Here is a 25892-nt window from a genome sequence, read left to right on the forward strand (position 1 = left end):
CGATCGCTGCGGTGTTTCGGATCGCTCCTCAGCTGATCCGCCAGGGACGGAGTTTCTCGGGGTTTCGCACCGCCCAGATATGCCTGATCCGGTCGCCCGCGATCTCGAACGCGAACACGGTCGCGATGTCGCCGTCCTGCTGCGCCACCAAGCCGGGCAGTCCGTTGACCGTGCACTCCAGGAACGTCGTGAGGTCGCCCGACACACGCGCGATCTCGGCGTAGGCACGTGCGATCTGCTCACCGCCCACGATCGGCTGCAGGTGGGTGACGGCCAGCCCGCCGCCGTCGGCGGTCGCGGTGGCGTCGGGGTCGAGCAGGCTGATCAGGGTGTCGATGTCCCTGGCCTCCCACGCCGTTCTGAACTGCCTGACGATGCCGGCCTGCCCGGCACTCGGGCCCGCCGGGGTCTGCGCGGTGCGGATGCGACGGCGGGCGGACGAGGCCAGTTGGCGGCACGCCGCCGGAGTGCGGCCGACGACCTCGGCGATCTCGCCGAAGGGGTAGCGGAAGACGTCGTGCAGGACGAACGCGACGCGCTCGGCCGGGGTCATCGAATCGAGGACGACCAGGAAAGCCATCGTCACCGACTCGTCGAGGGTGACCCGATCGGCCGGGTCGATCCCGCCGGCGCCGGAGCGCCCGGTGATCCACTCCGTGGGCTCGGGCAGCGGTTCCGGGATCCAGTCGCCCACGTACGTCTCCCGCCTCGCCCGCGCCGAGCCGAGCAGGTTCAGGCAGATGCGGCCGGCGACCGTCATCAGCCAGGCGCCGGGCGAATCGATGGCCTGCTGCTCCCGTGCGGACATGGCGTACCAGCGGGCGTAGGTCTCCTGCACGACGTCCTCGGCGTCGGCAAGGGACCCGAGGAGTCGATAGGCGAGGTTGATCAGCCTGCGCCGCTCGCTCATGATCGCGCTGAGGTCCGGATCGCTCTGATCGTCGCCGGGCTCGGCTCTGGTGGTCATGGTCTGGCCGTCTCCCTCGCTCGCTTCTGCGCCTCTACCCGTTACGACAGGACAGCGCACCGGAATGTGAGGCCGACGCGCCGCCTCACATTCCGAAGGGCTGCTTTGTCGTACCGGTGAGGACGACAAACAAGACGGAGAGAGGATTCCGATGAACGACTTCCAGGCCATCGCGGACCGCGTCGAGATCGAGGCACTGCGCGGCGAGTTCACCGACGCGGCGATGATGCGCGACCGACCCCGCCTGGCGTCGCTGTTCACACCGGACGGTGCCCTGCGCATGCCCAACATCCCCGCCGAGCAGGTCGGCCGCGAGGAGATCCGTGCCGGGGGCGAGCGGCTGCAGAGCCAGTGGGACTTCTTCGTACAGACCACACACCCCGGCACGATCCTGCTCGACGGCGACACCGCGACCGGCCGCGCCTACATCCAAGAACTCGCGCGCACCCTCGACGGACGCCAGGGTCTGAACTACGCCGTCTACCACGACCGCTACCAGCGCACCGCGGAGGGCTGGAAGTTCGCCGAGCGGGTGTACGAGGTCAGGTACCTCGACACCTCCCCGCTGGCGGGCACGGCGCCCCACGCGGCGCAGGGCTCCGGGACCAACCCGGCAGACGCCACGGCCGCCCCGGCTCCGGCCGCATCCTTCGCCGACCCGGCATCGGCCGAACGACTGGAGCGGGTAGCCGCCGCGCTGCGTGCCAACGGCTTCGCCGCCGAGATCCTCGACGACGCCGCGGCCGCGCGCGCCCGCATCAAGGACCTGGTCCCCGAGGGCGCCGGCGTGCTCACCGGAGCCAGCGAGACCCTCCGGCTGTCCGGCATCGACGAGGACATCAACGCCGGCGGTCGGTACGACGCCATCAGGCCGCGCGTCCTGGCCATCGACCGGGCCACCGGCGCCGACGAGATCCGAAAGCTGGTCGCCGGCCCCGAATTCGTCGTCAACAGCGTCGCCGCGGTCACCGAGACCGGCTCGCTCGTCCTTGCCTCGGGCAGCGGCAGCCAACTCCCTGCCAACGCCGGCGGCGCCGCCCACGCGGTCTGGATCGTCGGAGCGCAGAAGGTGGTGCCTGACCTGAGCACAGCGCTGCGCCGCGTCGAGGAGCACGCCCTCCCGCTGGAGAACGCCCGCGCCCAGGCGGTGTACGGGATGCCCAGCGCCGTCAACCGCCTGCTCATCCTCAACGCGGAACCCCGCCCAGGGCGCGGCACCGTGCTGCTTCTCCGAGAGGCCATCGGATACTGACCCGGCTGGTGCCGTGACAGGCGACGTTCGCCCCGTCGCGACGCCAGGCACGCTCCCCCACTGCCTCAAAGGCGTGGGAGGTGCCCCCACTCGCCGCACCGGCCGAAGACCCAGGTACAGGTACGTCCAGTACGAGGGCCTTCGGCCGGCACTCCCCCAGCCTTCGGCCGGGGGGACCCCCAGCGCACGCACCGGACGCCGCTCCTTCACGGGCAAACGCTGCCTGTCACGGCACAAGGCCTGGATGATGCACAGCCTGGCTCGCCTGCCCGTCACCTCGCCCCGGACCGCTGGACGAGACGTGGGAGGAGATCGTCGAGGTCCTGTTCCGGCCGGTGCCGGAGGAGACGGCCCGGCCTGTTCCTGGCCGCCGGAACCACGCAGCGGGCTCACGAGAGCGCCGACCGGGGTTGTCAGCCCTGCCAGGTGAGGAAGCCTCCTACGAGTGTTCCGTAGGCGAGGTGCGCGGCGAGTGTGACGGTGGGCGTGCTGGGGCCGTAGTTGAGCATGAGGAATCCGGGTGGTTCGAGCAGGGCCACCTCGGGGGCGCTGGTCTGGGATGTGCCCATGCGGGGATGGACGAGGGGCAGCAGGATGTTGACCAGTGCGGTGGCGGCGAAGAGCCCGTGGAGGAGGCCGAAGACACATCCCAGCCACCAGCTGCTGTAGCCGATGGCGGCGAAGACCGCGTAGTAGAGCAGGGCGAAGATCAAGCCGTTGATGAAGTGCGCGCCGTAGCCGAGGGCTTTTGCGCGGGTCCGGTCGCTGGTGAAGGCGGTGCCGAGCAGGAACGGCAGGTCGATGCGGGTGAGGTTGAAGGCGTTGGCCGCGCGCAGGCCGGTGGTCAGCACCAGGGTGCCGACGAAACCGCCCGCCAGGGCCGCCCAGACGCTCATCGCGTGGCCGCCCCGATCGCGCAGGCGGCGCTGATCAGGGCCAGGTGGGACAGGCCCTGGGGCAGGTTGCCGAGGAACGCGCCGGTCGTCGGGTCGACTTCCTCGCTGTAGAGGCCGACGTCGTTGCCGAGCGCCACGAGCTGGTCCATGAGGGACACGGCTTCGTCGGCGCGACCGCATCGGGCGAGGGCTTCGGCGAGCCAGAAGGAACAGGCGAGGAAGGCGCCCTCGCCGCCGGGGACGCCGTCGGCGCCGAGGTAGCGGTTGACGTAGGGGCCGTCCTGCAATGCCTGCTGGACGGCGGCGAGGGTTGCGCGCATGCGCGGGTCGCCGGGCGGACGGTAGCCGTGCAGCAGCCCGAGCAGCAGACTGGCATCCACGTCGCTGCCGCCGGCGGAGCGCACGTAGCTGTTCAGCCGCGAAGAGAAGCAGCGGTCTTCGACGAACTCGGCGATGGCCCCTCGCGCGCGGCGCCACCGGGCCGCTCGCCGGTCCGGGATCAGCTGCCGGCCGGCCAGGTCGAGGGCGCGGTCAAGGGCGATCCAGCACATCATCTTGGACTGGGTGAAGTGTTCGGGGGCGCTGCGCACTTCCCAGATGCCCGCGTCCGGTTTCTGCCAGACGGCGCAGACGAAGTCGGCGGTCTCGGCCAGTCGGCGGGCGATGTCGGCGTCGAGCCGGTGGCCGGCGGCGGTGTACAGCCAGGCGGTCTGCAGCAGTTCGCCGTAGGTGTCCAGCTGGAGCTGTTCGGCTGCGGCATTGCCGACGCGTACGGGCGCCGAGCCGAGGTAGCCCGAAAGGGGCAGGATCTTCTCGGGTGCGCGGGCGCCGCCGTCGAGGCGGTACAGGACGTGCAGGCGGGGGTGCGTGAGCTGGGAGGCGTGCATCAGCCACCAGAAGTAGCCGGTCGCTTCCGGCGCGCAGCCCAGCTTGAGGAAGGCGTTCAGGGTGAAGGCGGAGTCGCGGACCCAGCTGAAGCGGTAGTCCCAGTTGCGTTCCCCGCCGAGCTCCTCGGGCAGTGAGCAGGTCGCGGCGGCGGCGACCGCGGCGGAGGGGGCGAAGACCAGGAGCTTGAGGGCGAGGGCGCTGCGCAGCACCGCCTCGCGCCAAGGGCCCTGGTAGCTGCGGTCGTCCGTCCAGTGCCGCCAGGTGACGATGGTGTGATCCAGGCGCGCCTCGCACTCGGCGCGCGTGGGCAGAACCAGCGGCTCTTGATGCGCGTACGGCAGCGAGAGCAGAGCCCGGGCGCCGGCCTCGGCGTGGAAGCCGGACGCGACGGCAGCGGAGGAGTGCTGTGGCTCTCCCGCGTTCCAGGCGCAGACCGCGACCGCCTCAGGACCGGAAGTGATGACGGGAACGCCCGCACGATGTGTCGGGTGCGGGGCGTGGGCGCCGTAGCCGAAGCGCGGCTGGACGCTCCAGCGCATGGGAACGCTGCCCGCCAGGCCCTCGATCCGCCGGACCAGCTCCCGGCCGGGCGCCAGGGTGTGCGGGGTGGCCATGGTCAGCGCGTCGGTCACCCGAACCGTGCCGCCCGCGGTGGTGAACGTGGTCTCCAGCACGTTGGTGCCGGGCAGATAGCGGCGGGCGGCGGTGCAGGGCACGTCGGGCTGGAGGAGGAACCTGCCGCCGCGGACGGGGTCGAGGACGGCGGCGAACAGGGTCGGCGAGTCCAGGTCCGGCCAGGCCAGCCAGTCCACCGAGCCGTCCCGGGCGACGAGCGCGACGCAGCGGCCGTCCCCGATCACCGCGTAGTCCCGCAGCTCCGCGTACCCGTCCACCCTCGTCGGCAGGGCGGCCGTGACGTCGGGCAAGCCCGTCCGCCGGTCCCGGAGCTGGTCCGGCACCGGCGACGAAGGGCCCGGCCCGGACGGTGTGGCACTCACCTGAGGGCTCCCTTTCCCGGTCCGGCACGGTGGTGAGGAGGAGTGGGCCAGGGGTGCGCGTTGTCGGCCGGCACGCCCGGTGCACGACCTTGCCGACCGGCCGGTCCGAAGCAGTGCCGTTGCGATTCCGGCAAGCCGTTGTTCAGCGGACGGCCCGTGGGGTCCGTTCATGGGCGGCCTGGCCGCATCCCCTCAGGCCGCGTGGGAGCCACGGTGCAGATGGATCGGCTGAGCCTGCTGCACTGCCTGTTCATCGCTTTCCTGCAGTGGAGTGAGCCGGATACCGGCGTGGTAGTCCTGGACCAGCGTCCAGCCCAGGAAACCGGCGCCGAGCGTGCAGGCGAGTCCCGCGGACGACAGTGCCAGTCCCGGCGTGACGCCGGTCGCAGGGCCGTCCCAATGCGTGGCGTAGACGCCGAGGCTGGCGCCGAAGAGGCCCAGGGCGGCGACGTTGAGAACGCCGTGGGCGACGCCGACGGTCTTGGCCGCCGAACGGCGGGGAATGCCGAACGCCAGGTCGATGATGCCCGGCAGGGCTGCCAGCAGTGCCGTGCCGACTCCGGCGATATTGAGGGCGATGGCCAGGTTGAGCCAGAACTGCTGCCCGTTGGCCGCGTAGACGGCGAAACCCACCAAAGTGCCCGTGTAGCAGGCCACGGGATAGCCGATGAGCATGGGATGGATGGGATGACCCGCGATGGTCACCTTGCTGTACATGGCACCTCCCGAGGGACGAGGCCAGTCCTTTCCAGCCTCACCCTCCATGGACGGGAGTGCCAGCCGGGGGAGTGGAGCCTGCGGGGTGGCGCAGCCCGGGACGGCATGACAGCGCGGGCCCTGTGTGGAAGGCCGAGTGATCCCAGAGGTGCCGTCGCACCCCTTCCAGACCCGCATTCATGCAGGTCAAATGGGGCACGGCGGCACTCCCCCTCGGATGTCCCGGAAGAGACCGGCGGAAGGCGTGACCTGCCCCGATGGGTGGGCGTTCGTGACCTGCGCGAATGACCTTTCGGGTGTTTCATGCCCGTGCCCGTTGATGCAGCCGGAAGTCCCAGAAAGGTCCCGGGGGAATCCCAGTGCCGGCGGACACTCTTTCCGCCTTGTGCGGGCTGTGCGGCGCGGTTGACCGCGGCCTTGCGACGATTAGGCGCGATGTTGGCAGGGTGCTGTGGGCGTCACGCACTCACGGAGTCAGGTGGGCCGCATTCGGGGTCACCCGGAGCCGTCCGACGAAGGGGCGAGGGCAAGGCTGTGGTCGACCGGGCCCAGGCCCGGTCCGCCCAGGCGGGACCCTCGCTCAGACCCACGCCCAGCGGGAAGTCCTGGCCGCCCGGACCGAGTTGGCCCGGCGTCAGGCCCGGCCGCGCCAACAGCAGTTGGTCGCCGGGATCGTGAGGCCCGCCGACGACTGGGCATACACAAGCGGAGGCAACAGCCCCATTTGAAACGTTTGTTGCACCTGGGTCAAGAGTTGGCGAAAAATGTAAGTAACTACTGCGCCAACTTTAACCCCACGTATAGATAGTGCGCGTAAGCGGTCAATAAGTGATGCTGGGGTGGGGGAAGTTGAGACAAGGACATCACGTCAGACAAACGGCTACGGGATCGGCACGGGGTCTACTGGCTGCACTGGTCGCCACGGCGACAGCCGTACTGACCGCACTGCCTTCCCTGACCGCCCCGGCGGCCGCGGCGGAACCGGCCGCCGGCCCCTCCGCAGGGCAGCGGGCGCTGGCCGAGGCGAAGGAATCCGGCCGCCGGGTGGAAGTGGCCGGTGAGCGCACGGAGCGCACGACGGTCTTCGCCAACCCCGACGGATACACCTTCACCCTGGAGGAATCCTCGATTCCGGTACGGGTGGCGAAGCCGGGCGGAGGCTGGCAGCAGCCCGACGCGACCCTGGTACGGCGTGCGGACGGGTCCGTGGGCCCGAAGGCCGCCGCGGTACGGATGAACTTCTCCAGCGGCGGCAGCAGCGAACCGCTCGTCTCGATCAGCGAGCACGGCAGGTCGCTCTCCCTCGACTGGCCCGGGAGGCTCCCCCAACCCCAGCTCAACGGGGCGAGTGCGCTGTACGCCGAGGTGCTCCCGGACGTGGACCTCAAGGTGACCGCCACCGTCGAGGGCTTCCAGCACGTCCTGGTCGTCAAGACCCCCAAGGCGGCGGCCAACAAGGCACTGAAGCAGCTCGACTTCGGCATGCACAGCACCGGGCTGACGGTCCGCAGGACCCCGTCCGGCGCGCTGGCCGCCGTCGATGAGGCCGGTCAGACCGTGTTCCGCGCGCCCACGGCGCAGATGTGGAACTCGGCGGGCCGTGCCGTCGCCGCCGGGCACCGCGCGGCCCAGCGGCTCGCGGACTCCGCACAGGCGCCGGTACCGGCCGACCCGGAGGAGGCGGCCCCCTCGGGCTCCGGCCTCGAACCCGGCCAGGGTGACAAGGTCGCCCTGATGCAGGTGCGGGTCTCCAAGAACGCCGTCTCGGTGGTGCCGGATGCCTCCCTGCTCTCCACCACCCCGGCGGCGGACTTCCCGCTCTTCATCGACCCGACCGTGACCTGGGGAGAGTCGGAGCGCACCCTGCTGCGCAGCGACGGCTACGAGGACTACGCCTGGGGCAACGGCGACGACGACCTCGGCAAGGGCGCCGGACACTGCTCCTCCTGGAGCGGGTACTACTGCGGGCCCGGCTACACCCAGCGGCTGTACTTCGAGTTCTCGCCGAGCAGCCTGAAGGGCAAGCAGGTCCTGGACGCGACGTTCCGGGTCACCGAGCCCTGGGCCTTCCAGTGCGACCCGCGCTGGGTGGACCTCGTACGGACGAACAACATCTCCTCGTCCACCACCTGGTCCTCGCGGCCCAAGGAGCTGGACTGGATGGGGGACCGGTATGTCTCGGCGGGCCGCGGCTCGCTGTGCGACCCGGACTCCCCGGACGCCCCGATCGAGTTCAACGACAACCCGGAGGAGACGAACGAGAACCTGACGCCGACGGTGAAGGACTTCGCCGCGGGCAAGTTCTCCCGGCTGACCCTGGAGATCCGGGCCCACGACGAGTCCGACACCGCCGCCTGGAAGCGCTTCCGCAACGACGCGGTGCTGGCCGTGGACTTCGTCGGCCTGCCCGACACCCCGACCTCGGTCGGGCTGGTGACCGGCACCGGCACGGTGTGCGCGAGGACCGAGTCCGACCCGGCGGTCGTCTCGGATCCGACGCCCTCGCTGACGGCGACCCCGCAGACCAAGTCGGGAGGTGAGAGCGGCGCCCAACTGCGGGTCGCCTTCGACCTCGACCAGAAGAACACCGACGGCACCTGGGCCGACACGACCGCAGGCAACGGCGACGAGCGGCCCTCCACCGGCTATGTCGGGGACGGAGTGAAGCAGTCGATCTCCTGGTCGACGCTGACCGAGGGCAAGCTGTACCGCTACCGGGCCTGGGTGCGCTCGTACTACAACAGCGGCAAGAGCTACCTCTCCGGTCCCTCGAACGCCTCGACGACCGGCTGGTGCTACTTCAAGGTCGACCCGACCGCACCGAAGGCACCCAAGATCACCTTCGGCAGCCCGTACAGCAGCTGCACCCCCAACGCCTGTGCGGCCGCCGGCGGTCCCGGCGTCAAGGGGACCTGGACCTTCGCCCCGGCCACCGGTGACACCAACAACGTCTCCTACCAGTACACCCTGTCCTCCTGGACCACCTGGCCCACCGCGAGCGGCGCGAGCCCCTCGGTGTCCATCACGCCCGACGCGTCCGGCACCTACACGCTGTTCGTACGGGCGAAGGACAACGTCGGCCGGTACGGGGCGTGGAGCGCGGTGGACTTCCTGGTCGCCGCCGGCTCCGGACCGGTGGCCAGGTACCACTTCGACGAGGCCGGCGGGGTTGCGGCCGACACCGCCACGGCGGGCACGACCCGGCACCCCGCGACGCTCTCCGCCGCCGGAGCGGTACGCGACGACCGCGGACGCCGAGGCCTGATCACCCATGACGCCACCGGGCAGCCGCTGGCCACCCCGGTCACCGACAAGGGGCTGGCGCTCGACGGCAGTGCCGGCTCCGCGTCCACGACGGGCCCGGTCCTGGAGACCAGGTCCTCGTACACGGTCTCGGCCTGGGCCTGGGTGGACCCGTCCTCGACGAAGACGGTGTCGCTCCTCAGCCAGACTCCGTCCACGGCCAGCCCGTGGACCAAGAAGTACAGCCCGTTCGTCATCTCCTACGGCGGCAAGTGGAGCGTGCGGGTCTTCTCCACGGAAGGCACCTTCTCCCGGGAAGCCGAGTCGCCGTTCGCATCGCCGAAGGGCGTCTGGACCCATGTGGCGGGCGTGTACGACGCGACCGCCAAGAAGGTCTACCTGTATGTGAACGGCAAGCAGGTGGCCTCGGCGGACGCCGGCACACCCTGGTCGGCCGACGGCAGCATGGAGATCGGCCGGGTGATGTACGGGGACAGCTACCTGGACACCTTCAAGGGCTCCATCGACGAAGTCGCCGTGTGGCAGCGCGCCCTGACGCCCAAGGAGGTGGGCGACGAATCGCGGCTGCTGACCTCCGAGAGCTACGCGGGCCTGGAGCTCGTCGGCGACTGGGAGGCCGCCCAGGGCAGCGGCACCACGATCCCCGACACCACGTCCGGCTACGGCAAGAGCCTGACGCTGGAGGGCGGGGCCGCCCTGACCGACGGCGACATGGTCCTCGACGGTGTCGACGACGCCGCCACGGTCAACGGGCCGCTGGTGGACGGCAGCGGCGCGTACACGGTGACCACGACCGTGGCCCTGGACGGCGCGAAGCTGGCGACGAAGGACATCGGCCACACCGGCGGGGTGCTCAGCCAGCAGAACTCCGACGGGGTGTCCTGGGGCTTCTGGTACGAGCTGACCGGCAAGGACACCGTGCTCGACGACACCACCCTCGAGGAGCACACGGTCCCGGTCGGCAAGTGGCACTTCGGCACCCTCAACAAGGACGGCACCTTCAGCTCGGTGGTCTCCGACGAGGTGGCCGCGGTCGACAGCCCCGTGCGGCTGACCGGTGCCTACGATCCGCTGTCCGGGACCATCAGCCTCTATCTGGGACACAACCAGAACGGTGACGCGAAGGCGTTCACCGCGGTCATCGGTTCGGGAACCTTCGCCGTCGGCAAGGGGTACGCGGACTCCGCCTGGGGTCACTATCTGCCGGCCCGGATCGGAGAGGTGCGCCTGTTCGCCGGAGCGGTCGCGAGCTCGGACCAGATCGACACCGCCATCGGGGACTGAGCAGGACAGGGCGGGCCCCGGCGTTCGCCGTGGCCCGCCCCCTCGGCTCACAAGCACATGGCCGGCCCCCGTCGGGCGATCCGGTCCCTCAACTACGCACGTGGGGAAGGACAGGCATGTCCTGGCGCAGAGTCAGATCAAGATCAATGAGTGTGGCGCGTTCCGTCCGGGACGGGATACGAAGACACCGCGTCCGATCCACGGTCACCGTGGTGTCGCTGGCCATGGCCGTCCCGGTCGGGCTGGCCCCGGTCGCACACGCGACGGGCGGCGGCCTCGGCCGGCCCGAGCTGCCCGAGCAGCGGGTCAGCAAGGTCAAGCAGGTCGAGGGCCTGGGCGCCAAGAAGGCACGAGCCCAGGTCGCCAAGGACCAGAGGGAGAACGCGGGGCAGGCCGCCCGGGCGCTGAAGGAGCAGCGTTCCGCCTGGCCGAAGAAGGGCTCCGCGACCGTCCGGACGAACGGCTCGGCTCCCGTCCCGGCGGCGCCCGGCGGGCTGCCGCTCACGGTCCGCACCCCGGGCGGCAAGGCCGCTGCCCCGGCCGGGACCGGGATGCGGTTCACGGTCCTGGACACCGCCGCCGCGGACGCGGCCGGTGTCACCGGTGTGCTGTTCAAGGCCGAGGCCGATGCGGCCGGGCGTGCGGAAGTCTCCGTGGACTACCGGAACCTGGCCGGCGCGATCGGCGGCGGCTGGGCGCAGCGGCTGCGGCTGGTCCAGCTGCCCGGCTGCGCACTGACCACCCCCGCCAAGGCCGAGTGCCGCAAGCAGACCCCGCTGCCCTCCCGTAACAGCACCGGTCGGCAGACGGTCACCGCGCCGCTCACCCTCCCCGCGAGCCGCACCTCGGATGCGGCCGCCACCGACGCCACGACGGCGACCGTCCTCGCCCTCACCGCCACCGCAACGGGCACGGGCCAGGCCCCCAACGGCCGTGGCGACTACTCGGCCACCGCCCTGTCCCCGTCGGCGTCCTGGGAGGCGGGCGGCAGCTCCGGCTCCTTCACCTGGAAGTACGACTTCAGCGTGCCGCCCGCGGCCGCCGGACCGGCCCCGCAGCTCTCCCTCGCGTACAGCTCAGGGAGCGTCGACGGCCAGAACGCGACCACCAACAACCAGGGGACCTCGGTCGGTGAGGGCTTCGCCCTCAGCGAGTCCTACATCGAGCGCACCTACGGCAGCTGCGACGCGGACGGCCACGACGGCATCCACGACGAGTGCTGGAAGTACGACAACGCCCGGCTGGTCCTCAACGGATCGTCGTCCCGGCTGGTCAAGGACGGGACGACCGGCAAGTGGCGGCTGGAGAACGACGACGCCTCCACGGTGACCCGCTCCACCGGCGCCGACAACGGGGACGACAACGGCGAGTACTGGACCGTCATCACCGGCGACGGCACCAAGTACGTCTTCGGCCTCGACAAGCTCGACGGCGCCACCACCGAGCGCACCAACTCCACCTGGACCGTCCCGGTCTTCGGTGACGACGAGGGCGAACCCGGCTACTCGGGCGGCACCGACTTCGCGGACCGGTCGCTGAACCAGGCCTGGCGCTGGAACCTCGACTACGTGGAGGACACCTCCGGCAACGCGGCCACGTACTGGTACGCCAAGGAAGGCGACTACTACAAGAAGAACAAGGCGTCCTCCGCCAACGCCGCCTACACGCGCGGCGGTTACCTGAAGGAGATCAAGTACGGGCTGCGCAAGGGTGCGCTCTTCACGGACGACGCCGACGCCAAGGTCACCTTCGGATACGCCGAGCGGTGCACGGCTGCCGACTGCTCCTCGCTGACCAAGGACACCGCCGACAACTGGCCGGACGTACCCTTCGACGCGATCTGCTCCAGCGGCGACACGGACTGTCTGGCCGTAGGCCCTTCGTTCTTCTCCCGCAAGCGGATGACCTCCATCGACACCTCCTCCTGGAACGCCTCGACGAGCGCCTACGATCCGGTGGACTCCTGGGTGCTGGAGCAGCAGTACCTGGACGGCGGGGACATCGGCGACACCTCCGACCAGGTGCTCACCCTGAAGTCCATCAAGCGGACCGGCAAGGCCGGCACCGACATCGCGATGAACCCGGTCACGTTCACCTATCAGATGCGTCCCAACCGGGTGGACGGCACCGACGACATCCTGCCGCTGACCCGCCCGCGCATCTCGACCGTCACCTCGGAGACCGGCGCGATCACCACGGTGACCCTGTCCTCCCCGGAATGCGCGCGCAGCGAGGTGCTCGGCGCGGCCGAGGACACCAACACCCGCTCCTGCTATCCCCTGTACTGGCACATCAACGGCGCCGCGGACGCGTCCGTGGACTGGTTCCAGAAGTACCGGGTCCTCGCCGTCACGGTGTCCGACCCGGCGGGCCAGAACGAATCCGTCGAGCACGCCTACAGCTACAGCGGCGCCGCGTGGAACTACAGCGACGACCCCTTCGTACCGAAGGACGAGCGGACCTGGTCCGACTGGCGCGGCTACCGCGAGGTCTCCGAGTACAAGGGCGCGCTGAACACCACCCGCTCGAAGACCGTCTCCCAGTACATGCAGGGCATGGACGGCGCCAAACTGAAGGACGGCACCACCCGCTCGGTGAACCTCGCCCCGCTCCCCGCACCCGACCTGGGCCTCGCCACGCTGAAGGACAGCGACCAGTACGCCGGCCATCTGAGGGAGAAGGTCACCTACAGCGGGTCCACCGCCATCAGCGCCACCTCGAGTGAGCCCTGGTCGGCGGAGACCGCCCGGCAGACGGTGCCCGGAGCCGGGGACGCCGTCGCCTACTTCGTACAGCCCAAGAAGGAGATCACCCACACCTATCTCACGGTGCCGGGCACCTGGCGCTCCCGCACGGTCCAGAAGAGCTACGACAGCTACGGCATGGTCTACCAGGCCGACGACAGCGGAGACGACACCAAGACCGGCGACGAGACCTGCACCCGCACCTGGTACGCACGCGACGACAGCCTCGGCCTGATCAGCCAGGTCTCCCGCGAGCGCGTGGTCGCAAAACCCTGCTCGGTGGCCGACAGCAGCCTGAACCTGCCCACCTCCTCGGCCACCCGCGGCGATGTGCTGTCCGACACCGCCACCGCCTACGACGGCGCCACCTGGTCCACGACCATGAAGCCGACGAAGGGCCTGAAGACCTGGAAGGGCAGGGCCAAGAGCTACAGCTCCACCGTCCCGAGCTGGCAGAAGGTCGAGAGCACCGGCTACGACACCTTCGGCCGCGTCACCTCCGTGACGGACGCGCTGGAGAAGACCACCACCACCGCCTACACGCCGACCGCGGCGGGCCCGCTGACCAAGAAAGTCGTCACCAACCCCAAGACGCAGGCCACCACTTCCTTCATGGACCCGCGCCGCGGCCTCGACCTGCGGATCTACGACGCGAATCTGAAGAAGACCGAGCTCGCGTACGACAGCCTCGGCCGGCTGACCGACGTGTGGCGGCCCAACCGCAACCGGGCCGGCGGCTACAGCCCGACACAGAAGTTCGGCTACAACCTCAGCGCCGCCAAGCAGTCCTGGGTGTCCTCCGCATCGCTCAAGGCGGACGGTGAAACGTACAACACCACCTACACCCTCTACGACTCGCTGCTGCGCCCCCTCCAGGAGCAGTCGCCCAGCCCCAAGGGCGGACGGCTTCTCAGCGACACCCGCTACGACACCCGGGGCCTGGCCTACGAGAAGTACGAGCAGATCTTCGACACCACTTCGGCGCCGAACTCGACCTACACCAGGGCCGAGTACGGTGAGGCACCCAAGCAGACCGAGACGGTCTACGACGGGGCCGAGCGCACCACGTCCAGCGAACTCCTCGTCTACGGCGTGGAGAAGTGGACCACCACCACCTCGTACACCGGTGATTCGACCGCGGTCACCGCTCAGCAGGGCGGCACAGCGACCCGAACCCTCACCGACGCACGGGGAAGGGACGTGGAGAAGCGCGAGTACGCGGGCCCGAGCCCGACCGACAGCCAGTTCGGCGGCGGCGTCGGTGTCGGCTACAGCGCCACGAAGTACCAGCACACGCTGGACGACAAGGAAAGCGGCATCACCGGACCCGACGGTGCCCAGTGGACCTACGGGTTCGATCTCCTCGGCCGGCAGACCAGTGTCAGTGACCCCGACAAGGGCACGTCCACGATGGGCTACGACGACCTCGACCGCGTCGTCAGGAGCACGGACTCGCGGGGCAAGACCGTCCTGACCGCGTATGACGAGATCGGGCGGACGACCGGTACCTGGGACGGCGTCCAGGACGACGCCCACCAGCTCACCGAGTACACCTACGACACCGTGCTCAAGGGCCGGCCGACCTCCAACACCCGCTTCGTGGGCGGCAGGGCCGGGAAGGCGTACACCAAGACGGTCACCGGCTACGACACCCTCGACCGTCCGACGGCCACCACCCTCACGCTGCCCGCCGACGATCCGCTGGTCACCGCGGGCGCACCGGCCACGATCTCGTTCTCCAGCGCGTACCGCCTCGACGGCACGCTCGGCAACAACCAGGAGCCCGCGCTGGGCGGGCTGGCGGCCGAGAGCATCGACTACGGCTACACCCCGCTCGGCCAGGTCACCTCGATCACCGGCAGTACGGGTTATCTGCTGGCTGCCGACTACTCGGCCCTCGGTCTCGCCCAGCAGTACACGCTGGGCACGCAGAACACCGAAGCCGCCAAGAAGGTCTATGTCACCAACACCTTCGAGGAGGGCACCGACCGGCTCACCGACACGCATGTCACGGACCAGACCCACCCGTACATGCTGATGGACCTCAACTACACCTTCGACCAGGCCGGCAACATCACGGCCATCTCCGACCCGACCACCCTCGGGGGCACGAGCGCGGCCGAGACACAGTGCCTCGGCTACGACGGCAACCGCCGGCTGAAGAGCGCCTGGACACCCTCCTCGCAGAAGTGCTCCGACGCGCCCAGCGCGTCGAGCCTCTCCGGCCCCGCGCCCTACTGGACCGACTACCAGTACAGCCAGGGCGGGCAGCGCACCGCCGAGATCCAGCACAGGACGACCGGCGACACCACCAACACGTACTGCTACAAGGAGGGAAGGCCGCACGTCCTGTCGGGCACCAGCAAGACGGCGAACTGCACCGCACCCGACACCGGATACGGCTACGACAACTCGGGCAACACCACCTCCCGGCCCGGCCCGACGGCCAAGCAGGACCTGGTCTGGTCACCGGAGGGGCGGCTCTCCCAGCTCACCGAGAACGGCAAGAAGACCGACTACATCTACGACGCCGACGGCAAGCTCCTGATCCGGAGCGCGGAGGGCGGCGAACGCGTCCTGTACACGGGCAACACCGAACTCCACCTGAGGGCGAGCGGCAGCACCTGGGCCCAGCGCGCCTACTCCTCGGGCAGCCTGACCATCGCGATCCGGAGCAATGAGTCCGGGACCAACAAGCTCAGCTATCTCGCCGGAGACCATCAGGGGACCCAGAGCCTGGCGGTGTCCGCGGACAGCGCCCAGACGGTCACCAAGCGCCGGATGACACCGTTCGGCGAGGACCGCGGCGCGACGACCGGCGGCGCCTGGCCGGACGACAAGGGCTTCCTGGGCAAGACCAACGACGCCAAAACGGGCCTCACGCATGTCGATGCCCGGGAGTACGATCCCAAGATCGGCCAGTTCATCAGCGTCGACCCGAAACTCAGCACGGATCAGGGCCAGTCCCTGAACGGGTACGCCTACTCCAACAACAATCCCGCCACGTTCGCCGACCCGACCGGTGAAGGCGTCCCCGAATGCCGGGACGGCACCATCCCGTGCCGCAACGGCGTCCCCATCAGCACCGGCGGGAACCAGCCGGCACCCTGCCCCAGCGTGATCAATCCGCAGTGCCCGGAATATCCGGGCAACGGCGGTGGCGGCGGCAACGGCGGCGGCGGTGGCGGTGGCGGCAACGGGGGCGGCGGCACGGGCGGTGGTGGGGTCTACGGCCCGCCCTCCTGCGGGGCGCCTCCGATGGCGGCCTGCAGCGGCCCGGTGTACGGGCCGCCCTCCCAGCCGCCCCTGCTCATGGGCCCCGACCCGGTTCCGCTGCTGTCCTTCTCGGCCAACTGCGGGATCGCGTCCAAGGTGCAGAACTACGTCTGCAACGCGGGCAACGGAGTCATGACCTCGGGCTCCTACGTCCAGTCGGCCTTCACCCAGGCGGGCAGCCTGACCACCGACGCCAAGGCCGCGATGCGGTCCACCCGGCAGTCCAACCAGATCCTGCAGGCGATGCGGGACAACCCCGGTCTCCGGCGCGTGGCAGCCGTCGGGAGCAGCAAGTGGATGGGGGTCGCCAGCAGGGGGCTGCTGGTGGGCGGTATCGCGTTCACCGCCTATTCCAACTACCAGTCCACCGGTGGTGACATCCCCCTGACGGCAGCCGAGACCGCGGTCGACACAGCCGTGGTCCTGGGTACGACCAAGGTGGGCGCCACGCTCGGGGCGGCGATCGGCACCGCCATCGCGCCCGGCGTGGGCACGGTCATCGGCGGAGCCATCGGGGCGGGTGCGGGAGCCGTCACCGGCATCCTGGCGTCGGGCCCGATCAACAACGCCATGTCGAAGGGCTGGAAGAGCGTGAAGGGCTGGTTCAGCTGACCGCTGGACCGGAGTGAGCAGGCGTCGGGCGGGCTCGGGAGGACGAGGACGTGACCTCGGAGCCCGCCCGGCGGCTCTCTCCCGGTAGGGGAGCCGAGCATCAGCGACACATGGAAGGATCGCGCAATGCAGTACTTCATCGGGCTCTTCTTCGTGGCCGGGTCCGCGTTCATGACCTGGAAGGTCGCCCAACTGTGGCGCGACGCCGACCTGGTCGAGCACTTCATGGCGACCTTTTCCTTCATGCCGTTCGGCAAGGAGGTCAAGCGAGGAGAGATACGGTCCCTCGCCCTCACCGTCGTCTCCCTCTGGGGGGTCACGGTCCTTCTCTTCCTGGGCCTCCTGGACGTCGACATGTCCGGCCCGTCGACCGCCCTCTTCGCCGTAGCGCTGGTCACCGTGCTTCTCTGCTTGCTGTGCGAGGTGAGTGTCGTCCTGTTCAACGCCCCGAAGTTCGTCGTACCGCCGCACATGCGCTCCGACCTCGGGGTGCTGGCGGCCCGCCGGGCGAATCGGGCAGGGGGCTCACGGCGGACCAGGACCTGATCCGCTCTACGCTGCTCCCGTGAACTCCACCGAGACAGCCCCGGCCGTGGCCCGGTCACGCGCGCGGACGGCGGCCTCTGTGGCTGTCCTCCTCATCCTTTCGCCCTTCGTGGCGCGGCTGCTGGCGCTGGTGAGTCCGATTCCGGCCGGTGCATCCGTGATCTGCGCCCTGATCGGCGGAATCATCGGTTTCCTGCTGATATCGGAGCTGTGTCGGGAAACCAGCCTGGTCCGCTGTTCGATGTCCCGCGTGACCGCCCGGACGCTGACCGGTGAGCGGTCGGTGGATCTCAAGCGCATCAAAGATGTCCGACTGCTCACCACCTTCAGCTACAACGGCCCTTCTCGCGCGGTCGTGGTGCGCGACAGCGACGGTGTGCGCCTCGGCCTCACCTCGGCCAAGAGCCAACGGGCTCTGGTGCGCGCCCTGCAAAGCGCGGGCGGTGAAGCGCGGGGCGGGCCGCACGTCACCGCCGCCGCCCGCGCTCATCTCGGTCTCGGGGAACGACGGCATCGCACAGTCCACACCGTGACCGTCTTTCTCTCGCTGGCGGTCTCTGTTTCCCTCTACATCGGGATCGTCGTCAAGCTCGCGTGATCCTCGAAGGACCACGAGCCCGCGTGCACGTCGATGACGTCGACCGGGGCCCTGTGCCTGCCGAAAGCCCTGTCCGCGCAGGTCGGCGGCATCTGGTCGTGGGGTTGAGCAAGCTCGGGGCAGCGAGCCGAGAAGCAGGTCCTGCCCCGGCCTCTTCCGTGACTCGCTCAGGCCGACACCTCTGCGATGACGCACCATGTCGAGTGCGCAGCGACCGGAAGCCTTCGGTCCCGGCCAAAAGTCCCAGAAAAGTCCCAGAGGCGCCGCCACCTCCCCTCCCGTGTCGCGTTCATGCAGGTCAGTAGGGGTGTGACGGCGCTTTCTCCGACGACCTTCAGATGTCCCGGAAGATCTCGATCTGCGCCCCGATGGAGTTCAGCCGCTCGGCCAGGTCCTCGTAGCCGCGGTTGATCACGTACACGTTGCGCAGCACGGACGTGCCCTCCGCCGCCATCATCGCCAGCAGGACGACCACCGCCGGACGCAGGGCCGGCGGGCACATCATCTCGGCGGCGCGCCAACGCGTCGGTCCCTCGACCAACACCCGGTGCGGGTCGAGGAGTTGGAGCCGTCCGCCGAGCCGGTTCAGGTCCGTCAGGTAGATCGCGCGGTTGTCGTAGACCCAGTCGTGGATGAGGGTCTTGCCCTGCGCGACGGCCGCGATGGCGGCGAAGAACGGGACGTTGTCGATGTTCAGGCCGGGGAACGGCATCGGGTGGATCTTGTCGATCGGCGCCTCCAGCTTGGAGGGCCGGACCGTGAGGTCCACCAGCCGGGTACGGCCGTTGTCGGCCGGGTACTCCGGCGTACGGTCGTGGTCGAGCCCCATCTCCTCCAGGACCGCCAGCTCGATCTCCAGGAACTCGATGGGCACCCGGCGCACCGTGAGCTCCGACTCCGTTACGACGGCGGCGGCCAGCAGGCTCATCGCCTCGACCGGGTCCTCGGAGGGCGAGTAGTCCACGTCGACGTCGATGGCCGGCACCCCGTGCACGGTGAGCGTGGTGGTGCCGATGCCCTCGACCCTGACGCCGAGCGCTTCCAGGAAGAAACACAGGTCCTGGACCATGTAGTTGGAAGAGGCGTTGCGGATAACGGTTACGCCGTCGTACCGGGCGGCCGCGAGGAGCGCGTTTTCGGTAACCGTATCTCCGCGCTCGGTCAGCACGATCGGCCGGTCCGGGCGGACGGCACGGTTGATGACGGCGTGGTACTGCCCCTCCGTCGCCGCCACCTCCAGCCCGAACCGACGCAGCGCGATCATGTGCGGCTCGATCGTCCGCGTCCCGAGGTCGCAGCCGCCGGCGTACGGCAGCTTGAAGTGGTCCATGCGGTGCAGCAGCGGGCCGAGGAACATGATGATGGAACGGGTGCGCACGGCGGCCTCGGCGTCGATCGCCGCCATGTCCAGCTCGGCCGGCGGCACGATCTCCAGGTCCACGCCGTCGTTGATCCAACGCGTCCGTACACCGATGGAGTTGAGGACCTCGAGCAGGCGGTAGACCTCCTCGATCCGGGCGACCCGGCGCAGCACCGTGCGCCCCTGGTTGAGCAGCGAGGCGCACAGCAGGGCCACGCACGCGTTCTTGCTGGTCTTCACGTCGATCGCGCCGGACAGTCGACGGCCGCCCACGACACGCAGGTGCATCGGTCCCGCATAGCCCAGAGAGACGATTTCGCTGTCCAGCGCTTCACCGATTCGAGCGATCATCTCAAGGCTGATGTTTTGGTTGCCCCGCTCGATGCGGTTGACGGCACTCTGGCTGGTTCCGAGCGCCTCGGCCAACTGTGCCTGTGTCCAGCCCCGGTGCTGCCGGGCGTCACGGATGAGCTTGCCGATGCGTACGAGGTAGTCGTCTGCCATGAGGCTGAGGTTATCTCAGATATGAGATGGCGCCTCTTGAGGGGTCCGTTCGGGTGACGTCTCGTCAATGGCGCTTGGCGGTCCGCGTACGACGCCACCCGAAAGGTCCGGGCAAATCAATCGAAGTCGTACGACGTCCCGTACTGCTGTGCGTATGACGCGGACCGTGCCGTCCGCCGCCCGTCGTGATGGACCACGACCGCCGGTTGATGTTCAGCCGGACGCCGGGAAGGATGCGGAAACTCTTGCGGAAAGTGAGGGCCATCGGGCCTCCTTCGTCGGGGAGTGCCTGTCCGCTCCCGTCTACCCCGGCTCGGCGGACCCATGACGCCCGTTCGGGCATCGTCCCGCACCGTCGTCCCACCGCCGTCCCGTCCTGCCGTCACCACCATCGCCACCACGACCGTCGCAGAGTGCGTGGCCGAGGTCACGGACGACGTGCGCTTCACCGGCGGGAGGTTCGTCCGGGCCTCCCGCCGGGAGTTGTCGGCATGGCCGGCCGAGTACGGACTCCGGCTTTGACCCGGCGGGACGGGGGAGCGAGGGACGGGTCGGGGAGGGGGAGGGGGCGTGGGAGCGGTTGGGGCAGACGTGCGCTTCTGCCCGTTGCCGTCATCCCTCGCGATGCGGTGTGCGCCAGGTCATGATCTCGGTCGCCGGAAGATGCTCCGTGAAGCGGTTGTCGGGCGACACCTGGCGCAGCATGGCGCGCAGGTCCTGTTCGAACTCCTCCCGTCTGTCGCCGAACAGATGAGGGGCGGAGTCGGACCGGGAGAACGCCCACGCCACGAGGTCGTCCGCGGTGCGGACGATCACGTCGCCGGCCGGCACGACATGTCGTTCGAAGTTCTCGAACCCGGCCTTCGCCAGGACGAGGTCCTCCCGGTTCGGTGTGCCGTTGACGAGCGTTCCCTGCCCCGCGCGGCGGACCGGCCCCAGGTACCGCCGCACGAGGTCGCCGATCTGCGCGTAGGGGGGAGCGGGCAGCGGCAGCGGTGTCGTTGCCGCGGGCGGATTCTTGAGGTCGCTCACGTGGACGAACGTGCCTCCCGGCTCCAGCATCTCCAGCACGGTGGCGGCGACGCGATCGCGATCCGTCCAGTGGAAGGACTGGGCGAACACCACGACCCGGAACTCGCCCAGACCGGCCGGGAGGTCCTCGGCGCGGGCCGCCGTCCACCGCACGTTGGTCACCCCACGACGCCTGGCCTGCCGCTCGGCCTCGGCCAGCATGTCCTCATCCGGGTCGATGCCGACCGCCTCGGCGAAGAACCGTGCCAGGGCGAGGATCACGGTGCCGGGCCCGCAGCCGACGTCCAGGAGTCGGCCCCGGCCGTCCAGACCCAGCGCCGTGGCCAGCGTTTCGGCGAAGCCGGGGGCGTACGGCAGTCGGCCCCGCTCGTAGTAGGCCGCACTTCCCTGGAACAGGGTTCTGTCCCACTGCCACCCATCAGGCATGTCACATCCGCTCCATTCCATGTCCATGAGCCGGCCATGTAGGCGTCGGTTCGCCACTCGGCAATATCAGCAGCAGCGGGGAGAGAGGGGTGGAGGGCACAGGGCATCAGCGGCTGAGCGGGTGCAGAACGTGGGGATTTCGCTCGCACTCTCCGGTGAGTCGGACAGGACTGCTGAGACAAGGCAGCGAGCCCAGGCATGACCATCCAGCCCCCATGTACTAGAGTTATCTCGACATCGAGATATCTGCCGAGGCGCACCGCAGCCGCCACCCTGGTAAGGGTTACCTAACTTAGCCTGACCTCAGCGGATCGGCCAAGCCCGCGTGACGGCAGGATGCGGTGGTACGCGCACATCAATGAAGGAGACTGTCGTGTCGGCGAACAGCTTCGACGCCCGCAGCACGCTGCAGGTGGGCGACGAGTCGTACGAGATCTTCCGGCTGGACAAGGTGGAAGGCTCGGCTCGCCTTCCGTACAGCCTGAAGGTGCTGCTGGAGAACCTGCTCCGTACCGAGGACGGCGCGAACATCACCGCCGACCACATCCGTGCCCTCGGCGACTGGGACTCGCAGGCCCAGCCCAGCCAGGAGATCCAGTTCACGCCGGCCCGCGTGATCATGCAGGACTTCACCGGCGTGCCCTGTGTCGTCGACCTCGCCACCATGCGCGAGGCCGTCAAGGAGCTCGGCGGCGACCCGGCGAAGGTCAACCCGCTCTCCCCGGCCGAGCTGGTCATCGACCACTCCGTCATCGCCGACAAGTTCGGCACCAACGAGGCCTTCGCGCAGAACGTCGAGCTGGAGTACGGGCGCAACAAGGAGCGCTACCAGTTCCTGCGCTGGGGCCAGACCGCCTTCGACGACTTCAAGGTCGTCCCGCCGGGCACCGGTATCGTCCACCAGGTGAACATCGAGCACCTCGCTCGTACGGTCATGGTCCGAGGCGGCCAGGCCTACCCCGACACCCTCGTCGGCACCGACTCGCACACCACCATGGTCAACGGTCTCGGTGTGCTGGGCTGGGGCGTCGGCGGCATCGAGGCCGAGGCCGCGATGCTCGGCCAGCCGGTCTCGATGCTCATCCCGCGCGTCGTCGGCTTCAAGCTCACCGGCGAGCTGCCCGCCGGCACCACCGCCACGGACCTCGTGCTCACCATCACCGAGATGCTGCGCAAGCACGGCGTCGTCGGCAAGTTCGTCGAGTTCTACGGTGAGGGCGTCGCCGCCACCTCCCTCGCGAACCGCGCCACCATCGGCAACATGTCGCCGGAGTTCGGCTCCACCGCCGCGATCTTCCCGATCGACGACGAGACCCTGAAGTACCTGCGCCTGACCGGCCGTAGCGACCAGCAGGTCGCGCTCGTCGAGGCGTACGCCAAGCAGCAGGGCCTGTGGCTGGACCCGAAGGCCGAGCCGGACTTCTCCGAGAAGCTCGAGCTGGACCTCTCCACCGTCGTCCCGTCGATCGCCGGCCCGAAGCGCCCGCAGGACCGCATCGTCCTCGCGAACGCCGCCGAGCAGTTCAAGCAGGACGTCCGCAACTACGTCGACACCGCCGACGAGGCGGGCAAAGAGTCCTTCCCGGCCTCCGACGCCCCGGCCAACCACCCCAACGGCGCCCCGTCCAACCCGGTCACCGTGACCGCCCCCGACGGCTCGACGTACGAGATCGACCACGGTGCGGTGACGGTCGCGGCCATCACCTCCTGCACCAACACCTCCAACCCGTACGTCATGGTCGCCGCCGCGCTCGTCGCGAAGAAGGCCGTGGAGAAGGGCCTGACCCGCAAGCCGTGGGTCAAGACCACCCTCGCCCCGGGTTCCAAGGTCGTCACCGACTACTTCGACAAGGCCGGGCTCACCCCGTACCTCGACAAGGTCGGCTTCAACCTCGTCGGCTACGGCTGCACCACCTGCATCGGCAACTCCGGCCCGCTGCCGGAGGAGGTCTCCAAGGCCGTCAACGACCACGACCTCGCGGTCACCTCGGTCCTCTCCGGCAACCGGAACTTCGAGGGCCGGATCAACCCCGACGTCAAGATGAACTACCTGGCCTCCCCGCCGCTGGTCGTCGCGTACGCCCTCGCGGGCTCCATGAAGGTGGACATCACCAAGGACGCCCTCGGCATCGACCAGGACGGCAACCCGGTCTACCTGAAGGACATCTGGCCCTCCGAGGCCGAGGTCAACGAGGTCGTGGCGAACGCCATCGGCGAGGACATGTTCAACAAGTCCTACCAGGACGTCTTCGCGGGCGACGCCCAGTGGCAGGCGCTGCCGATCCCGACCGGCAACACCTTCGAGTGGGACGCCGAGTCGACCTACGTCCGCAAGCCCCCGTACTTCGAGGGCATGACGATGGAGACCACCCCGGTCTCCGACATCACGGGCGCCCGCGTCCTCGCCAAGCTGGGCGACTCGGTCACCACCGACCACATCTCCCCGGCCGGCGCCATCAAGGCCGACACCCCGGCCGGCAAGTACCTCACCGAGCACGGTGTGGAGCGTCGTGACTTCAACTCCTACGGCTCCCGCCGAGGCAACCACGAGGTCATGATCCGCGGTACGTTCGCCAACATCCGCCTGCGCAACCAGATCGCGCCGGGCACGGAAGGCGGCTACACCCGCGACTTCACGCAGGACGGCGGTCCGGTGTCGTTCATCTACGACGCCTCCCGCAACTACATCGAGCAGGGCACCCCGCTGGCCATCCTGGCCGGCAAGGAGTACGGCTCCGGCTCGTCCCGCGACTGGGCCGCCAAGGGCACCGCGCTCCTCGGCGTCAAGGCCGTCATCGCCGAGTCGTACGAGCGCATCCACCGCTCGAACCTCATCGGCATGGGTGTCCTCCCGCTCCAGTTCCCGGAGGGCGCCTCCGCCGAGTCCCTCGGTCTGACCGGCGAGGAGACCTTCTCCTTCACCGGCGTCGAGGAACTCAACAACGGCACCACGCCGCGCACGGTCAAGGTCACCACCGACACCGGTGTCGAGTTCGACGCGGTCGTCCGCATCGACACCCCCGGTGAGGCCGACTACTACCGCAACGGCGGCATCATGCAGTACGTGCTGCGCAGCCTGATCCGCAAGTAAGCGGTTCGGCAGGCGATACGGCAAGGCGGGTCGAGGGCCGCATCCCCGGTGACGGGGGTGCGGCCCTTCGCGCGTGCCTCCCCCTGCAGCCGGCCCCGTTGAGCCGCCCGCACCCTTGGCTGGAACCGGCTCCCCGCCCCCCAGCCGGTCCTGCAACTCGCTCACCCGCCGCCGCAGGGTCCTCGGGCTCACCCCCATATGACGGGCCACCGCCTCGTCCTTCATCCGTCGGACGGCGACGGCGTATGTGCCGTCCGGTCCGGTGGTGAGCGACACAGCGTCGCCGGTGATGAGGGTGACGGTCTGCGGTGCGGCGGCGGATGTCCCACGGACCGGGCAACGCGGTCGTAGCCGGTTGCCCATCCGTTCGCACGGCTCCGGCTCAGTCGGAGCACAGCGTTCCCCCAGCCGACCGGGACAGGATCAGGACATGGCTGGCATCTCCGGTACCCGAAGCGGACGGGTCCGCGTTCTGATCGTCGACGACGAGCCCGTGCTCACCGAAGTGCTGTCCGTGGCCGTCACCGAGGCGGGCCGGCGGCCCTACCCGGCCCCCGACGGGCACAGCGCGTCCAGAATCGCGCGTGGCTGCGCCCCGCACGCCGCCGCCCTCGACGGGATGCTGCCCGACCTGGACGGCGTCCAGGTGCCGCGCCGCCTGCGTGACGAGAGCCCCGAGCTGCCCGTCCTCGTGCTCACCGCCCGCGACGCCCTGGAACACCGCGTCGACGGGCTGGAGAACGGCGCCGACGACCACGTCACGAAACCGTTCTCCCTCGAGGAGGCCGTGCTGCGGCTGCGCGGACTCCCGCGCCGGTCCGGCGCCGAACGCACCCGCACCGACGACTCCGTACGCGTCCTCGGCGACGTGGTGCTGACCGGGGAGTCCCGCGAGGTGCGCCGCGACGGCGTCCGGATCGCCCTCACCGCCAAGGAGTTCGACCTGCTCAGCCTGCTCATGGAGCACCCGCGGCAGGTGCTGAGCAAGACGCAGATCCTCGACCACGTCTGGAGCAGTTCCTTCGACGGCGGCGGAGACCTCGTCGAGGTGTACGTCTCCAGCCTGCGCGGGAAACTCGACCGAGGCCGCTCACCGGTGATCCACACCGTGCGTGGCCTGGGGTACGCCATCAGGCCGGTGGAGGACGGGGGATGAGGATCCGTACGCGCGGCGACAGCCTGAAACCGGCCCGTCCGCGGGGAGACCGCCTGAGGGGCGAGCGCTTGAGGGGTGCCCGCCTGCGGGGCAACTGGCTGAAGGATGCCCGTTTGCCGGATGCCCGCCTGAAGGGTGTCCGTTCGCGGGACGCCCGACTGAAGGATGCCCGCCTGAGGGGCGACCGTCCGAGGATTGCCCGTCCGAGGATTGCCCGTCCGTGGGGCGGCTCCCTGCGCACCCGCCTGCTGATCTTCATCAGCGCCGTTCTCGTCGCGGTG

15 protein-coding genes and 1 pseudogene are annotated in these 25892 nt (G+C 69.6%); 9 read left to right on the forward strand and 7 right to left on the reverse strand.

Annotated features, from left to right (window positions below; all coding sequences use genetic code 11):
• Positions 1 to 28: 28 nt before the first annotated feature.
• Positions 29 to 967 (reverse strand): RNA polymerase sigma factor SigJ, encoded by a 939-nt coding sequence (gene sigJ, locus OG289_RS37275; RefSeq protein ID WP_327318423.1) that lies wholly within the window; start codon positions 965 to 967, stop codon positions 29 to 31.
• Between the two features lie 151 nt (positions 968 to 1118).
• Between sigJ and OG289_RS37280 the strand changes: the two genes are divergently transcribed.
• On the forward strand, positions 1119 to 2219 hold the full coding sequence (locus OG289_RS37280) for a nuclear transport factor 2 family protein (RefSeq protein ID WP_327318424.1): 1101 nt from the start codon (positions 1119 to 1121) through the stop codon (positions 2217 to 2219).
• Positions 2220 to 2632: 413 nt separating this feature from the next.
• On the opposite strand, the gene OG289_RS37285 is transcribed toward OG289_RS37280, so the two are convergent.
• From OG289_RS37285 to OG289_RS37295, 3 genes are all read right to left on the reverse strand, one after another.
• Positions 2633 to 3115, reverse strand: a complete 483-nt coding sequence (locus tag OG289_RS37285; RefSeq protein ID WP_327318425.1) for a hypothetical protein — start codon at positions 3113 to 3115, stop codon at positions 2633 to 2635.
• Entirely contained in the window at positions 3112 to 5001 is a 1890-nt protein-coding gene (locus OG289_RS37290; protein ID WP_327318426.1) for a glycoside hydrolase family 15 protein, read from the reverse strand. Before OG289_RS37290 ends, OG289_RS37285 begins: the two co-directional genes overlap by 4 nt.
• Positions 5002 to 5193: 192 nt before the next feature.
• Positions 5194 to 5718: a DUF2231 domain-containing protein gene (locus OG289_RS37295; RefSeq protein ID WP_327318427.1), complete on the reverse strand. Its 525-nt coding sequence runs from the start codon at positions 5716 to 5718 to the stop codon at positions 5194 to 5196.
• Between the two features lie 528 nt (positions 5719 to 6246).
• Between OG289_RS37295 and OG289_RS37300 the strand changes: the two are divergent.
• The 5 genes and pseudogenes from OG289_RS37300 to OG289_RS37320 all read left to right on the forward strand — a co-directional run.
• A pseudogene (locus tag OG289_RS37300) lies at positions 6247 to 6407 on the forward strand (flotillin); the annotation flags it as partial.
• 142 nt (positions 6408 to 6549) lie between these two features.
• Positions 6550 to 10266 carry a LamG-like jellyroll fold domain-containing protein gene (locus tag OG289_RS37305; protein WP_442819011.1) on the forward strand — a complete coding sequence of 1239 codons (3717 nt, stop codon included), beginning with the start codon at positions 6550 to 6552 and terminating at the stop codon, positions 10264 to 10266.
• 224 nt (positions 10267 to 10490) lie between these two features.
• A complete protein-coding gene (locus OG289_RS37310) occupies positions 10491 to 16898 on the forward strand; it encodes an RHS repeat-associated core domain-containing protein (RefSeq protein WP_327320920.1) in 6408 nt (2135 codons plus the stop codon).
• 126 nt (positions 16899 to 17024) lie between these two features.
• Positions 17025 to 17444, forward strand: coding sequence for a hypothetical protein (locus tag OG289_RS37315; RefSeq protein ID WP_327318428.1), 420 nt, complete (start codon positions 17025 to 17027; stop codon positions 17442 to 17444).
• 19 nt (positions 17445 to 17463) lie between these two features.
• Positions 17464 to 18042: a hypothetical protein gene (locus OG289_RS37320; RefSeq protein WP_327318429.1), complete on the forward strand. Its 579-nt coding sequence runs from the start codon at positions 17464 to 17466 to the stop codon at positions 18040 to 18042.
• Between the two features lie 334 nt (positions 18043 to 18376).
• On the opposite strand, the gene OG289_RS37325 is transcribed toward OG289_RS37320, so the two are convergent.
• Complete coding sequence (locus OG289_RS37325) at positions 18377 to 19906, reverse strand: helix-turn-helix domain-containing protein (protein WP_327318430.1); 1530 nt, start codon at positions 19904 to 19906, stop codon at positions 18377 to 18379.
• A gap of 64 nt (positions 19907 to 19970) precedes the next feature.
• A complete protein-coding gene (locus tag OG289_RS37330; protein WP_327318431.1) occupies positions 19971 to 20171 on the reverse strand; it encodes a DUF4236 domain-containing protein in 201 nt (66 codons plus the stop codon).
• 59 nt (positions 20172 to 20230) lie between these two features.
• Here OG289_RS37330 and OG289_RS37335 point away from each other — a divergent pair, with 59 nt between their 5' ends.
• On the forward strand, positions 20231 to 20428 hold the full coding sequence (locus OG289_RS37335) for a hypothetical protein (protein WP_327318432.1): 198 nt from the start codon (positions 20231 to 20233) through the stop codon (positions 20426 to 20428).
• 90 nt (positions 20429 to 20518) lie between these two features.
• On the opposite strand, the gene OG289_RS37340 is transcribed toward OG289_RS37335, so the two are convergent.
• Complete coding sequence (locus OG289_RS37340) at positions 20519 to 21364, reverse strand: methyltransferase domain-containing protein (protein ID WP_327318433.1); 846 nt, start codon at positions 21362 to 21364, stop codon at positions 20519 to 20521.
• 373 nt (positions 21365 to 21737) lie between these two features.
• Here OG289_RS37340 and acnA point away from each other — a divergent pair, with 373 nt between their 5' ends.
• Both acnA and OG289_RS37350 read left to right on the forward strand, forming a co-directional pair.
• The gene (acnA, locus tag OG289_RS37345; protein WP_327318434.1) at positions 21738 to 24455 is read left to right on the forward strand and encodes an aconitate hydratase AcnA; all 2718 of its coding nucleotides are present in this window, start codon (positions 21738 to 21740) and stop codon (positions 24453 to 24455) included.
• Positions 24456 to 24885: 430 nt separating this feature from the next.
• Positions 24886 to 25611, forward strand: a complete 726-nt coding sequence (locus OG289_RS37350) for a response regulator transcription factor (protein WP_327318435.1) — start codon at positions 24886 to 24888, stop codon at positions 25609 to 25611.
• The last annotated feature ends 281 nt before the right edge of the window (positions 25612 to 25892 follow it).

The organism is Streptomyces sp. NBC_01235 (genome assembly GCF_035989285.1).
GTDB lineage: Bacteria > Actinomycetota > Actinomycetes > Streptomycetales > Streptomycetaceae > Streptomyces.

Excerpts from the sequence above, each read along its gene's own strand:
- sigJ (WP_327318423.1), bottom strand. The coding sequence starts at position 967 with ATGACCACCAGAGCCGAGCCCGGCGACGATCAGAGCGATCCGGACCTC.
- OG289_RS37280 (WP_327318424.1), top strand. The coding sequence starts at position 1,119 with ATGAACGACTTCCAGGCCATCGCGGACCGCGTCGAGATCGAGGCACTG.
- OG289_RS37285 (WP_327318425.1), bottom strand. The coding sequence starts at position 3,115 with ATGAGCGTCTGGGCGGCCCTGGCGGGCGGTTTCGTCGGCACCCTGGTG.
- OG289_RS37295 (WP_327318427.1), bottom strand. The coding sequence starts at position 5,718 with ATGTACAGCAAGGTGACCATCGCGGGTCATCCCATCCATCCCATGCTC.
- OG289_RS37305 (WP_442819011.1), top strand. The coding sequence starts at position 6,550 with ATGCTGGGGTGGGGGAAGTTGAGACAAGGACATCACGTCAGACAAACG.
- OG289_RS37310 (WP_327320920.1), top strand. The coding sequence starts at position 10,491 with ATGGCCGTCCCGGTCGGGCTGGCCCCGGTCGCACACGCGACGGGCGGC.
- OG289_RS37315 (WP_327318428.1), top strand. The coding sequence starts at position 17,025 with ATGCAGTACTTCATCGGGCTCTTCTTCGTGGCCGGGTCCGCGTTCATG.
- OG289_RS37325 (WP_327318430.1), bottom strand. The coding sequence starts at position 19,906 with ATGGCAGACGACTACCTCGTACGCATCGGCAAGCTCATCCGTGACGCC.
- OG289_RS37330 (WP_327318431.1), bottom strand. The coding sequence starts at position 20,171 with ATGGCCCTCACTTTCCGCAAGAGTTTCCGCATCCTTCCCGGCGTCCGG.
- OG289_RS37335 (WP_327318432.1), top strand. The coding sequence starts at position 20,231 with ATGACGCCCGTTCGGGCATCGTCCCGCACCGTCGTCCCACCGCCGTCC.
- OG289_RS37340 (WP_327318433.1), bottom strand. The coding sequence starts at position 21,364 with ATGCCTGATGGGTGGCAGTGGGACAGAACCCTGTTCCAGGGAAGTGCG.
- OG289_RS37350 (WP_327318435.1), top strand. The coding sequence starts at position 24,886 with ATGGCTGGCATCTCCGGTACCCGAAGCGGACGGGTCCGCGTTCTGATC.